We start from the raw sequence: 13,141 nt of genomic DNA, 5'->3' as shown, positions 1-13,141 counted from the left end.
TTGTAATAACCGGCATGGGTTGCTTTGTTAAGACGCCTTTTAAGCGGTAATGAGGTGCAAGGCTGCGATCAAAAGGCCGGAAATACACGGTTTTTCAGGTATATGTATGGCAAAGGGATGGAACGTGCGAATTCACGGGAAATTGTGCGCTGCGCAACACCCAATCCTTCGTAAATGGCGTGAAATATGCCATAAACGCGCGCAGGCAATTGAGAAGTCCGAATGTGTGTACTTTATAATGTGATGCGCATTTTCGGGAAATGAAAAGCCGAACGGACCGCGTTCAAGGGGTTTCAGTTCTTGACAGTCCGCTTGCGCACGTTATCAAGGGTGGCTCAATTTCAAGGGGCCGGTTTTCGGCACAGCCGTCGTAGAAGCTGACAAGGGTATATTTAATAGTATGACACGCGCACTCGTTTTCCCCGGCCAAGGGTCGCAAGCGGTAGGTATGGGCAAGGAACTGGCAGATGCATTCCCGATTGCCCGCGAAGTTTTTCAGGAAGTTGATGACGCGCTTTCCCAACGGCTTAGCGCATTGATGTTCGAAGGACCGGAAAACGAACTGACGCTGACAGAAAATGCGCAGCCGGCGTTGATGGCGGTCAGTCTTGCCGTGACCCGGGTTCTGGAAAACGAAGGCGGTTTTACCCTGACCGACAAATGCGATCTGGTTGCGGGGCATTCGCTTGGTGAGTATTCGGCCCTTGCTGCGGCTGGTACTTTTGCCATTTCCGATGCAGCGCGTCTTTTGAAAACCCGTGGGCAGGCGATGCAGGCCGCGGTCCCGGTTGGTGTTGGCGCGATGGCAGCGCTTCTTGGTCTTGATTACGCAGACGCTGTTGCCGTTGCCGAAGAAGCCGCACAAGGTGACGTCTGCACTGCGGCCAATGACAATGCCAACGGCCAGGTCGTTGTTTCCGGTCACAAGGCAGCTGTTGAACGTGCCATCGAAATCGCCAAGGAAAAAGGTGCAAAGCGCGCCGTTCTGTTGCCGGTATCTGCACCATTCCATTGCGCCCTGATGCAACCGGCTGCTGATCGCATGGCAGAGGCCCTTGCCGCGGTGAGCATGAATGCGCCGGGCAAGCCGGTTGTCGCAAACGTGACCGCCGAAAAAACCGACGATCCGGAAACCATTCGTAAACTCCTTGTAGAGCAGGTTTGCGGCACGGTGCGCTGGCGTGAGTCGGTTCTTTACATGAAAGAGCAGGGCATCACCGATCTGGTAGAGATCGGCGCAGGCAAGGTTTTGACCGGCATGGTACGTCGTATTGACCGCGATCTGAGCGGCACGGCTGTTAATGGTCCGGCGGATATCGAAGCATTCCTCGGCACTCTTTAAGAGTGTTGTGAACACGAACGAACCCAAAGGGAACGAGAATTTATGTTTGATCTTGCAGGGAAAACGGCACTTGTAACCGGTGCGACTGGCGGAATCGGCGGCGAAATCGCCAAGGTTCTGGCTGGCGCTGGTGCGAAGGTTGCTCTGTCAGGGACCCGTCAGGAACGCCTCGAAGCGGTTGCTGCTGAAATTGGCGACAATGCGGTTGTGGTTCCGGGCAACCTTTCGGATTCAGAATCGGTCGATAGCCTGATCAAAAATGCCGAGGAAGCCCTTGGTGGTCAGCTTGATGTTCTGGTCAACAATGCTGGTATCACCCGTGATCAGCTTGCCATGCGCCTCAAGGACGAAGACTGGCAGGCGGTTCTCGATGTGAACCTGACGGCTGCTTTCAAGCTTGCGCGTAACTCGCTGCGCGGCATGATGAAGCGTCGTCATGGTCGTATCATCAACATCACCTCGATCGTTGGTGTGACCGGTAACCCGGGCCAGACCAACTATGCCGCGGCCAAAGCTGGCATGATCGGCTGGTCAAAATCGCTGGCACAGGAAGTTGCTGCACGCGGGATCACGGTAAATTGTGTGGCACCGGGCTTTATCACCACGGCGATGACCGAAGAACTCGGAGATGCCCAGAAAGAAAAGCTTTTGGGCGGTATTCCGGCAGGTCGCATGGGCGACAGCAAAGAGATCGCAGCAGCGGTTCTGTATCTTGCAAGTGACGAAGCAGCTTATGTCACAGGACAGACCTTGCATGTGAATGGCGGAATGGCGATGATTTAACCCGTTGCGGGTTGCCTTCTTTTCTGTTTAAAAGAGGCCGCTATACCAAATATTGAAACTGGCGATTGTTTGTTGCCGGTTTCCGGTTCCCGGGAACTCCTTCAATAGGGGGACGAAACGGGCACCACGTGTACACTAACTGACAGAAAACCTATTGAAGGATTTGAGCTATGAGTGATGTCGCAGATCGCGTGAAGAAGATCGTTGTCGAGCACCTCGGTGTTGAAGAAGACAAGGTCACCGAAAACGCAAGCTTCATCGACGATCTGGGCGCAGACAGCCTGGACACCGTTGAGCTGGTTATGGCGTTTGAAGAAGAGTTCGGTTGTGAAATCCCGGACGACGCGGCTGAAAAAATTCTGACCGTTAAAGACGCGATCGACTTCATCGAAAAGGCGGACAGCTAAGTTTGCTGTCAGACATGGGCGCCAGAGGGCATCCTCAGGCGCCCTTTTCGTCTTTGCTGGATTCATAAAATAAAGGCGTAATGCGGGATGAGACGCGTAGTTGTTACCGGTCTTGGTGCTGTTACTCCGCTTGCAAGCGGAGCACAGAATACTTGGCAGAAACTGCTGAACAGCCAATCCGGGATCAAAGGCATCGATACGTTTGACGTGTCGGATATTCCTGCCAAAATCGCAGGCCTCGTGCCGCGCGGTGAGGGTGACGGACTTTTCAACGCTGAAGATCATGTCTCGATCAAAGACATGAAGAAGATGGATGATTTCATCGTCTATGGCGTTGCTGCTGCCGATCAGGCAATTGCCGATTCTGGCTGGAAACCGGAAACCGACGAAGATCAGGAAGCCACCGGCGTTCTGATTGGTTCGGGTATCGGTGGTCTGCCGCGGATTTCCGAGGCATCCGATCTGGTCAATAACGGCAAGACTCGCCGTGTCAGTCCTTTCTTCATTCCGTCCTGCCTGATTAACCTGGTCTCTGGCCAGGTATCGATCAAGCACGGTCTTAAAGGTCCGAACCATGCGGTTGTTACCGCTTGTTCGACAGGTGCACACGCTGTCGGCGACGCATCGCGCATGATCATGCTTGGTGATGCCGATGTCATGGTTGCCGGTGGTGCCGAAGCGGCTGTTTGCCGTCTTGGCATGGCGGGCTTTGCTGCTGCCCGTGCGCTTTCGACCGGTTACAACGATACCCCGACCGAAGCATCCCGTCCGTGGGACGAAGGCCGTGACGGCTTTGTCATGGGCGAAGGTGCAGGTTGTGTCGTTCTTGAAGAATACGAACACGCCAAGGCGCGTGGTGCCAAGATTTATGCCGAAGTTGCCGGTTATGGCATGTCGGGTGATGCCTATCACATCACCGCGCCGGCAGATGACGGCAATGGTGGCTTCCGTTCAATGCGCAATGCTATTCGCAATGCCGGCCTGAACCCGGAAGACGTCGATTACGTCAACGCCCACGGTACCTCGACTCCGCTTGGTGACGAAATTGAACTGGGTGCGGTTAAACGCCTGTTCGGTGATCATGCCCAGAAAATGTCGATGTCTTCGACCAAATCGGCAACCGGTCACCTTTTGGGTGCGGCTGGTGCGATTGAAGCTGTGTTCTCGATCCTTGCGATCCACGAAGGTGTCGTTCCGCCGACCCTGAACCTGCGCAATCCGTCCGAAGCATGCAAAGGCATCGATCTGGTCCCGCTTGAAGCCAAACAGCGTAAAGTCAATGTCGCGCTGTCGAACTCGTTCGGCTTCGGTGGCACCAACGCATCGCTTGTGTTCAAGGCCGTTTAAACAGCAGACAAGGGTCAGGGCCTACTGATTTTGTTGTAATGGTCAATCAGATTTGCGCGGATACGCGAAGCAAAACTGCAGTAAGATCAATATCTTTCAAGGTTTTGCGACAAAGTAGCCCGCGAAAATCCGATTGATCCAAAGGACAACCGTTATATTTGTGAACTCCCGCATCAAACCCCTTGTTCGGGGTGGCGGCCCGAACAGCGGGTTTTTCCTTGGATTTCACAAATATAACGGTTGCCATTTCAATAAAATCAGTAGGCCCTGACCCTGACCTTAACGGGAGTTCTCCCTTGAAGCGTTTTCTGCTTTTTCTTGGCTTTCTGATCATCACCGCTGCTCTCACCATAGGTGGGGCAGCGGTGTATGTTTATGTGCAATACACTTCGCCCAGCAATATGGCGCAGGAACGCGACATCATTATCCCGCAGGGAACCGGTGTGCGCGGTATTGCCGAGATTTTCCAACGCGAAAACATCATCACCGACCCACTGATCTTCCTTGCCGGTGTGCGTGTCAGTCAGCTTGATCGTTCGCTTCGAGCAGGGGAGTATCATTTCCCGGCCCGGGTCAGTCCGAAACAGGCCGCCGAAATCCTTGCAAACGGGGATACGGTCAAACGGTTTGTCACCATCCCTGAAGGTCTTCGGTCCGGTGAAATTGTCGAGCGGATTAATCTGGTTGATGGGTTAAGCGGCGAGATTGCCGATATCCCGCCAGATGGCACCTTGTTGCCCGAGACCTATCAGTTCTCGTTTGGTGATACCAAGCAAAGCATCATTGATCGTATGCGCGCAGCTCACGACCAGATGGTCGAACAGCTTTGGCCGGGCCGTCAGCAAGGCTTGCCGTTCGACACTGTCGAAGAAGCCGTCATTCTGGCCTCTATTGTCGAGCGCGAAACCGGCGTCGCGAGTGAACGTGCACGTGTTGCCGGTGTGTTTGTCAATCGACTGCGTCGTGATATGCGCCTGCAGTCTGATCCGACCGTTGCCTACGCGATCAGCCCGGACAAGCGTCTCGAACGCCCTTTGACGCGCAAGGACTGGCGTTTCGAAAGCCCCTATAACACCTATGTCACGGGTGGTTTGCCGCCGGGGCCGATCACCAATCCGGGGCGTGATGCATTCTATGCGGTCCTGCATCCGGCCGCGACCGAGGATATCTATTTCGTTGCTGATGGGACGGGCGGTCATGCTTTCGCCCGTACGCTCAAGGAACACAATCGCAATGTCGCCAAGTGGCGGCGTATCCGCGACGGACAGTGAACACGACGAAATGGCTGAGCAAAATGACAAGGCGGCACCAATTTGGTGCCGCCTTTATTGTTGTTAATTGTCGCCCGGGCTATCGGGCGATGATGTCTTTTTCGGTATCTTTGACGCGGCAAGATCAAGCAACCACTGCGGCGTCATTTTAAGCATGCCGATGATCAGGTTCATTTGCCAGGGGAAGGCGATCATGCCCCTGTTACGTTCAAGGCCCCGCACGATTTTGCGCGCGGCCTTGTCAGCCTGCATGAAGAACGGCATGGGGAAATCATTGGCATCGGTGATACGGCTTTTAACAAAGCCTGGGCAGATGACATTGACCTTCACACCATTAGGGGCCAGGGCGCCGCGTAATCCTTCGCCGTAAACCCGCACGGCTGCCTTGCTGGCACAATAGGCCGGGGCAGAGGGCAAACCACGCCACGATGCCTGGGATGCGACCAGTGCGATCTGACCGCGCTTGCGTGCACGCATGATCTTGATCGCCGGATCAATCGTGTTGAGCACACCCGCGACATTGGTGGCAAAGATATCGCGGACCTGCTCCGGGCTTTCGCCGAGGCCGCCGGTGCCAGCCGAAATACCAGCATTGGCAATGACGAGGCTTAGCGGGGCGATTTCATCACAATGGGTGACATAGGCCTCCATTGTCTCGCGCGCGGTGACATCAAGAACGTCGGCATAGACATTTGCCCCGGCAGCACGGCAATCATTTTCCACCAATTGCAGGCGGGTTTGATTGCGCCCGCTGATGAAAAGCGTCACACCGGTGCGGGCAAAATGACGGGCAAGGGCAGCCCCGATGCCAGAACTGGCACCTGTGATCAGAATGGCATTGTACTGAAAGGACATTGTTGCTCGTTTGCGGTTTTGAATTATCAATATCGATTTTTGCGGAACATGCTGCAGCAATAGGGCAGCATTATGAAATACCGGCTATAATTACCATATTGTCGATATCGCGTGGATGATCGGTGTTCACCCTTGGCGGGACAGGGGCCAATCGTTATAAACGCCGAAACATAAAAGCAGATTGGATGAAAGTATGACCGTTTCAAGCATGACCGGCTTTGCGCGCGTTGATGGCGCAGCGGATGGTTTTGGCTGGACCTGGGAATTGCGCAGCGTCAATGGCAAGGGCCTTGATGTTCGGCTGCGTCTCAATGGCGGTTTCGAACGCCTTGAAGCAAAGGTGCGCGACGCGGTTTCCAAACGGTTCAAACGCGGCAATATGGGTGTGACCCTGAATGTGTCGCGTTCCGGCGATACCAATGCCTATTCTGTAAACCGTGAACTGCTGTCCGAACTGGTGCAGGTTGCCGAAGAGTTTGATAATACCAGCAGCCTGTCCTCTGGCACGATTGCCGACCTTCTGAATGTGCGTGGCGTGCTTGAGGCCTATGAGCCGCGGGAAGACGAAGCAACCCGCGAAGCCAATGATGCAGCAGTGCTGGCAAGCCTCAATGAAGCGATCGATCAGATGGCTGCCCACCGGGCCGAGGAAGGCGAAAAGCTTGATGCGATGCTGCGCGGTCATATCGATAATATCGAGGCAACGGTGGCGCGCGCTGAAAATTGCGAAGCGGCCCGGGCTGAGGCGATCAAGGACCGTCTGAAACGTCAGGTCGAAGAATTGATGGATGCTGGCAAGTTTGATCCCGAACGCCTGCATCAGGAAGCCGCCATTCTGGCAACCAAGGCCGACATCCGTGAAGAGATTGACCGACTCAAGGCCCATATCACGGCTGCACGTGATATGCTTTCAAAGGGCGGCTCCATCGGGCGCAAGCTTGACTTCCTGTGTCAGGAGTTTAATCGCGAGGCCAATACGCTGTGCTCGAAGGCCAATGACATTGAACTGACCAATTGCGGCATGGAGCTTAAAGTGATCATTGATCAGCTCCGCGAGCAGGTTCAGAACGTCGAATAAGCGGGCAGGAAAGGTACCCACATGACTGATCCACATAACCGCCGTGGCGTGATGCTGGTTTTCTGTGCGCCTTCTGGTGCCGGCAAAACGACCATCACCCGTCAGTTGCTTGAAAATGATGACAAGATATCGCTTTCGGTATCGGCGACCACCCGCGAGGCCCGTCCGGGAGAAGAAGAAGGCGAACACTACTTCTTCAAGTCGGTTGATGATTTCAAACACATGATTGCCAATGACGCGTTGCTGGAATGGGCAGAGGTGTTTGGCAATTACTATGGCACGCCGCTGGAACCCGTTGACAAAGCCCTTTCGGAAGGCCGAGACGTCCTGTTTGACATCGATTGGCAGGGAGCCCGTCAGCTGCGTGATAAAGGCGGGGACGATGTGGTGTCGGTCTTTATTTTGCCGCCGTCATCTGGCGAACTGGAACGCCGCCTGCGTGATCGCGGGCAGGATGCCGATGATGTCATCATGAAACGTATGGCCAAGGCCGGTGCAGAAATCAGCCATTGGGAAGAGTTCGATTATGTTCTGATCAATGATGATCTGGATCGTTGCATTGCCGACGTTCAACACATTATCGGAGCCGAACGGATCAAGCGCGAACGCCAGACGGGCCTGCCGGGCTTTGTCAAAAAGCTTCTGACCGATTGATATCGACTACGAAAATGGCCGCTTTACGAAGCGGCCATTTCGTCATGGACCTGTGTCAGGCGCACGAAATCTGCGACACTGAGTTCTTCGGCCCGGGCCGTTTCGGTAATGCCGGCCTTTTCAAGTAGCTCACCCACATTGATATTGAGCGTCTTCAGGCTGGCGCGAAGCATTTTGCGGCGCTGACCAAAGGCGGCTTGGGTGATTTTAGCCAGGCTATCAAGATTTATGTCTTTACCGCGATCCGTCTTGGGGCGTAATTGCACGACCGCGGAAGTCACCTTTGGCGGTGGGGTAAAGGCGCTGCGGTGAACATCAAACAGGATGTCACAATCACACAGATACTGACACAGCACCGACAAACGCCCATAGGCCTTGCTTTTCGGGCGGGCAACAACGCGTTCGGCCACTTCCTTCTGGAACATCAAGGTCAGGCTGGCGAACTGATCAATCTGCATCAGCCAGTTCAGCAATAATTGCGTGCCGACATTATAGGGCAGGTTGGCGACGATCTTGCGCGGGGCAGGGCCAAGTGTTGTGACATCGACATCCAGGGCATCGCCATCAATGACGCGCAGTGCGCCGGGATAATGATTGCTGATTTGCTCCAGAACCGGCTGGCAACGCGGATCACGCTCAATCACGGTCAGGTTCTTTGCGCCATTAAACAGCAAAGCACGCGTCAAACCACCTGGGCCCGGCCCGATTTCAATGACGGTCGCATCTTCAAGCGGGGCTGCAGCGCGCGCGATCCGCCCGGTCAGGTTGAGATCAAACAGAAAGTTCTGCCCGAATTTCTTTTGCGCTGATAGGTCATGGGTTGCGATCACATCGCGCAGGGGCGGAAGACCATCATTGGCGAGCTTGCCAGTATTTTCGTTATCTTCTGACACTGTCGTCAGGCTCCTGTCGCAAGGCGTTTGGTTGCCATATCTTCTGCCATCTTGAGCGCCGCGATCAGGCTATCTGGCCGCGCAACTCCCTTGCCCGCTATATTGAGTGCAGTGCCATGATCAGGCGATGTTCGTATAAATGGCAATCCAAGGGTGACATTCACACCACCATGAAAATCAAGTGTCTTGACCGGTATCAGTGCCTGATCATGGTAGGGACAAAGTGCCACGTCATAATTGGCGCGTGCTTCGTCATGGAACATGGTGTCTGCAGGAAGCGGACCGATAACATCGATACCTTCGCGGCGAAGCTGTTCGATGGCAGGTCGCATGATGGTTTGTTCTTCAGTGCCCATCGCACCATCTTCACCCGCATGCGGGTTTAGTCCGGCAATGGCAAGACGGGGCGCAGCGATTCCAAATGCATTCTGCAATGACTGATGCGTGATCCGGCAACGTTCGACAATCAGCTTGGTTGTCAGTCGTCCAGGAACATCCTTGAGCGCGATATGAATGGTCAGCGGCACCACACGCAGTTTGCTGTTGGCCAGCATCATGACCGGGATTGTGCCTGGTCCGGCCAGTTCCGCCAGAAATTCCGTATGGCCGGGATGACTGAAACCCGCTTCATAAAGCGCGCTCTTCTGGATCGGGTTGGTAACAACCGCGCTGGCTTCTCCGTTGGTTGCCAGTTCGACCGCCTTTGTGATGCTTTCGATTACAACCCCGGCGGTTTTCGCCGATGCAGTGCCAGATATAACCTCGGCAGTGCCATCAGTAATCTCAAGAACCGGCAGGGCGTCTTTGAATATGGATGCCGCTTCGCCAATGGTCTTGATGACCGATACCGGAACTTCAGTGCCACTTTGGGCGATGGCGTGTTTGACCATGCCAGCGGGGGTGATCAAGCAGAATGGCGCAACATCATCCTGATTGCGACGCAGCCATGCTTTGACGGCAAGCTCCGGCCCAATGCCGCCGGGTTCGCCGATGGTCAGCGCGATGGGTGCGATTTGTGTCATCCTGTCTGGGCCCTGCCAACCGGATCAGATCCGGATATCAATAAATGCCTGACGGCGCAGTTCGCGAAGTTTGCGACGCGCCAGAATATCAAGGCGTTCCAGGCGTAGACGGTTTTCAATGTCCTGACGGTCCGGCAAATTGCTTTCTTCGGTGATGTTACAGATCATGACCATAAGTGCACCACCATCAACCCGAATGATGTTCGATGGTGTACCTTCATCAAGATTGCCTACAGCCTGTCGGATCGGGCCGGACAGTTCGCCGGGCGAAATACCGTCCATCTTGCCGCTCAGATCAGACCCAAGGTCAACAGCAACATTCGCCATGGCCTCACAGCTATCGGCTGTTTCCCTGGTGTTTTGCAGAACCGCGATTTTGGCATCAATCTGGTCTTGTGGCATATCGCCACTGATCGGCACAAACAACTGATAAAGGTCAAGACGGGTATCTGTGACTGCATCGGTGTCACCCACACGACGATCCAGCAGTTTCAGGATGTAATACCCCCGAATGGTCTGGACCGGATCGCTCACATCGCCGGGTTGCAGCTGGTTGACCACCTGCTGCAGGTCGCCTGCCATCTCACCGGCATAAAGCCAGCCAAGATCGCCGCCATTTGCCGCACTGGCGCTTGCGGAAAACTGCCGCGCCAGCCCCGCAAAATCAGCACCCTGTTTCAAGGCATTGAGGATTTCCTGTGCTGTTTGATAAACGCGCGTACTGTCCTGCGGATTATCGACCGGCAGGAAGATTTCCTGAACCCGGTTACGCGGCTTGTTCTGATTGCTGATGATACGTTCGAGGTTGTCGTCAATCTCGGCTTCGGAAATCTCAACCTCATTACGCATGCTACCCAGAACCTTCTGCCAGGCAACCTGCGGCCGTATCTGGTTTTCAATCGTGCCAGATGCGATTTGCCGCTGCGTCAGATAGGTGTCAAGCATACCATCAGGAAGCCCGGCGTTTTGCTCAATCATCGATTTGCCGCGAGCGATGTCCTCATCGCTGACTTCGATGCCGCGGCGCTCGGCTTCCTGCATTTGCAGCTTTTCATTAATCAACTGCTGTAAAATCTGCGGCGCCATTTCATTGCTGCGCTGGGGCGTCATTTCGATATTGGAAGAGACGGCAACAAGCTTGATGCGCTCCACCAAGTCAATGATCGAAATCGGATCGTCATTGACGACTGCCGCTACGCCGACAGGAGACTGCGCACGAGCGGGTGAAGTCAACATCACCAACGCAACAGCAGCCAGCAAGGTGCAGGTTTTCACATAGGAAGAAATCGAAAGCTTGGAAATCATGTTTTCTTACAATCCGGCTGCAGATGCGAATTCGCCCAATGTCTTGAAGACCAGGCGGAAAAGGAACTCGTCAGACTCGCCAAGGTCCTGATCCTGGTAGAAGGTGCGGCGGACGCGTCCATCAAAGATGAAGCACTCGTCTTCATAAACGAACCCGATACCATATTCCAAGGGATCAGATTGATCGACGTCATAGCGTCCGTATGCACGACCGGTCCAGTACTGGTTGAATTGGCGCTCAGCTTGGAAATAGAACTCCTCACGCTCGTCAAATTCCTCACTCCCCGCGTCATCCGTAAAGTGTACGTAGGATGTATTTATTTTCAGAGTAGCGAGAGAACCTGCGTCCAAGATTACCTGGTTACGCCGTGCAGACAAATCATCGTTATCTAATCGATAACGGTATGTGAGGTCTAGGTACCGGTTCGGCGAGACGGTAACTCGCCCGACATAGTCAGAAAGGTGCTCTTCAAGGCCGGAGCCGACCGCAAAGGTATCATTGTCGTTTGCACGATAACTTTGACCGAACATGGCGCTGGTATAACCACCATCGGGACCATAAACGCCCCATTCAAGACCATAACTGGCCCTGAGACCATCTTCTGCACGATCAAGGCCGCCGAAGCGATCATGAGCGAAAAGGTTAATGTCGTCAAATTCGAAAGATTGAGAGTCTTCGTTTGATATTTCTGCGGGGTTACCTCCATTCGGAGACCAAGCAGCCATTGCTATTGGGGTGATAACCTGATGGTAGGCGCCTTCATTATTGACAAACGGCATTTGCCAGTCGATTGCGGCGAGCGGCAAAATTCGGCCAGCATATCCACTATAGTCGTCTCTTCCTTCACGACTTACATTTGAGCCAATGTAGTTATCGCTTCTTAAGGAGAGGCTGAGTTTAGTCACGTCCCCCATGGTGCCAACATGTGGTAGTTCCCAGCCGGCCTTCGCCGAAAGACGGTGTGAGTCTGCGCCATCTTCTCTTGTCAGGGACAGTGCATCAAGATCAAGCGTTGTGACACTGCCATATTTTGCTGGTGCCGACTGTCCATGGAATTGCATATGCGGAAGCACCATCGGCGTAGTATCCCGATCATCGTCACTTTTCAGACCCTGAAAGTAATACGCGTCCGCGCGCGTGTAACTTGCACCCCGGAAGCCTTCAGTAAACAGGTTTGAGGTCAGAACTGACGGGGATGCAAATCCGTATCGCGAAAGATAGGTTTTTTCAGTTGCCTGTTCCGCATCGAAACCCCACCGCCAAGTTGGGTCAATGTCGAACCGGCCTTCAGCGTCGATATGGCCTTGCCAACTGTCTTCGCTGTCGTTGGTCGCACTGCCGACAACATTCATTTGACCACTTTCAAAGCGCTGCCGATATTCGGTGGCAAGCAAAGGTCCTTCATCCGTTGTGTAGGTCGGGGTGAAAGTCATGTCCTTGCTTTTGTCTATCGCCCAATAATACGGCTGACTGAAGTAGGTGCCGACATGGCTGGTGCTACCAAACGACGGAGCAAGCAGGCCAGATTGACGCTTTACGGTGGGGTCAGGGTGCTGGAAATACGGTGTGTAGAGAACAGGAATCCCGGCAACTTCCAGGCGAGCATCCTCGTATTCAACCGTTTTTCTATTTGCGTCATGCAAGACTCGGGCGGCACGAATACGCCACAAAGGGGTTGCGTCTGTACCATCATCCTCGCAAACCTTGCAGGGTGAGTAGACAGCTTTGGCTATTTCGGTGAAGTTTCCGCCACTACGTCGCGCGCCAGATCCTGCAATTCGGGTGTTTTCATCAAGCAGGACATAGATGTCCTTTACGATGCCCTCCTTGAAATCACCGCTGAGTTCGACGTAGCTCGCGAATGTTACCTCTCCGCTTGGTTCGGTAATGCTTACATTTCCGGAAGCCGTCAAAACATCCTGCGATTGGTCGTAGCTTACGGTATCGGCAAGTAGAATTCGTCCTTCACGAGAAATTTCGACGTTTCCGCGCGCGGTGACGGTCTGAAGGTCCTGATTGTAATCAACCTCATCTGCGCTGAACAGAATGGCTGGTTCTTGCTTAGGGACTTCGGAGGCTGTCGTTTGTGCCTTGGCTGCATGCAAATTCGCCAAACCGCCGACGAAAATCCCACAGCCCAGAATGGTGCCTGTTGCCAGTCTTTTTATCATTCCCCCCGCCAT

At 54.0% G+C, this 13,141-nt stretch carries 12 protein-coding genes; 7 read left to right on the top strand and 5 right to left on the bottom strand.

Annotation, left to right across the window (positions count from 1 at the left end; genetic code table 11):
* Window positions 1–400: 400 nt before the first annotated feature.
* The 5 genes from fabD to mltG all read left to right on the top strand — a co-directional run bounded on the left by fabD (window position 401) and on the right by mltG (window position 5,150).
* On the top strand, window positions 401–1,342 hold the full coding sequence (gene fabD, locus HED22_RS16355; RefSeq protein WP_167724189.1) for an ACP S-malonyltransferase: 942 nt from the start codon (window positions 401–403) through the stop codon (window positions 1,340–1,342).
* A 42-nt stretch (window positions 1,343–1,384) separates the two neighbouring features.
* Complete coding sequence (gene fabG, locus HED22_RS16350; protein WP_167724187.1) at window positions 1,385–2,125, top strand: 3-oxoacyl-[acyl-carrier-protein] reductase; 741 nt, start codon at window positions 1,385–1,387, stop codon at window positions 2,123–2,125.
* A gap of 170 nt (window positions 2,126–2,295) precedes the next feature.
* A complete protein-coding gene (locus tag HED22_RS16345; protein ID WP_008890547.1) occupies window positions 2,296–2,532 on the top strand; it encodes an acyl carrier protein in 237 nt (78 codons plus the stop codon).
* 87 nt (window positions 2,533–2,619) lie between these two features.
* Window positions 2,620–3,879 carry a beta-ketoacyl-ACP synthase II gene (fabF, locus tag HED22_RS16340; RefSeq protein WP_167724185.1) on the top strand — a complete coding sequence of 420 codons (1,260 nt, stop codon included), beginning with the start codon at window positions 2,620–2,622 and terminating at the stop codon, window positions 3,877–3,879.
* A gap of 296 nt (window positions 3,880–4,175) precedes the next feature.
* Complete coding sequence (gene mltG / locus HED22_RS16335) at window positions 4,176–5,150, top strand: endolytic transglycosylase MltG (protein ID WP_167724183.1); 975 nt, start codon at window positions 4,176–4,178, stop codon at window positions 5,148–5,150.
* 63 nt (window positions 5,151–5,213) lie between these two features.
* On the opposite strand, the gene HED22_RS16330 is transcribed toward mltG, so the two are convergent.
* Complete coding sequence (locus tag HED22_RS16330; RefSeq protein WP_167724181.1) at window positions 5,214–6,005, bottom strand: SDR family oxidoreductase; 792 nt, start codon at window positions 6,003–6,005, stop codon at window positions 5,214–5,216.
* A 193-nt stretch (window positions 6,006–6,198) separates the two neighbouring features.
* On the opposite strand from HED22_RS16330, the gene HED22_RS16325 reads away from it, so the two are divergent.
* Window positions 6,199–7,083: a YicC/YloC family endoribonuclease gene (locus tag HED22_RS16325; protein WP_167724179.1), complete on the top strand. Its 885-nt coding sequence runs from the start codon at window positions 6,199–6,201 to the stop codon at window positions 7,081–7,083.
* Between the two features lie 21 nt (window positions 7,084–7,104).
* On the top strand, window positions 7,105–7,737 hold the full coding sequence (gene gmk, locus HED22_RS16320; protein ID WP_167724177.1) for a guanylate kinase: 633 nt from the start codon (window positions 7,105–7,107) through the stop codon (window positions 7,735–7,737).
* Window positions 7,738–7,760: 23 nt separating this feature from the next.
* On the opposite strand, the gene rsmA is transcribed toward gmk, so the two are convergent.
* The 4 genes from rsmA to HED22_RS16300 are packed head-to-tail and all read right to left on the bottom strand — an operon-like array spanning window position 7,761 to window position 13,129.
* Entirely contained in the window at window positions 7,761–8,630 is an 870-nt protein-coding gene (rsmA, locus tag HED22_RS16315) for a 16S rRNA (adenine(1518)-N(6)/adenine(1519)-N(6))-dimethyltransferase RsmA (RefSeq protein ID WP_167724175.1), read from the bottom strand.
* A 5-nt stretch (window positions 8,631–8,635) separates the two neighbouring features.
* On the bottom strand, window positions 8,636–9,652 hold the full coding sequence (gene pdxA, locus HED22_RS16310; RefSeq protein ID WP_167724173.1) for a 4-hydroxythreonine-4-phosphate dehydrogenase PdxA: 1,017 nt from the start codon (window positions 9,650–9,652) through the stop codon (window positions 8,636–8,638).
* Window positions 9,653–9,676: 24 nt separating this feature from the next.
* A complete protein-coding gene (locus HED22_RS16305) occupies window positions 9,677–10,957 on the bottom strand; it encodes a peptidylprolyl isomerase (RefSeq protein ID WP_167724171.1) in 1,281 nt (426 codons plus the stop codon).
* A 6-nt stretch (window positions 10,958–10,963) separates the two neighbouring features.
* The gene (locus HED22_RS16300; protein WP_254870151.1) at window positions 10,964–13,129 is read right to left on the bottom strand and encodes an LPS-assembly protein LptD; all 2,166 of its coding nucleotides are present in this window, start codon (window positions 13,127–13,129) and stop codon (window positions 10,964–10,966) included.
* Between the last annotated feature and the right edge of the window lie 12 nt (window positions 13,130–13,141).

Source organism: Thalassospira sp. HF15, from assembly GCF_011806525.1.
Classification (GTDB): Bacteria; Pseudomonadota; Alphaproteobacteria; order Rhodospirillales; family Thalassospiraceae; genus Thalassospira.
Note: the sequence above shows the minus strand (reverse complement) of the source record. Positions and strands in the feature narration are given on the sequence as shown.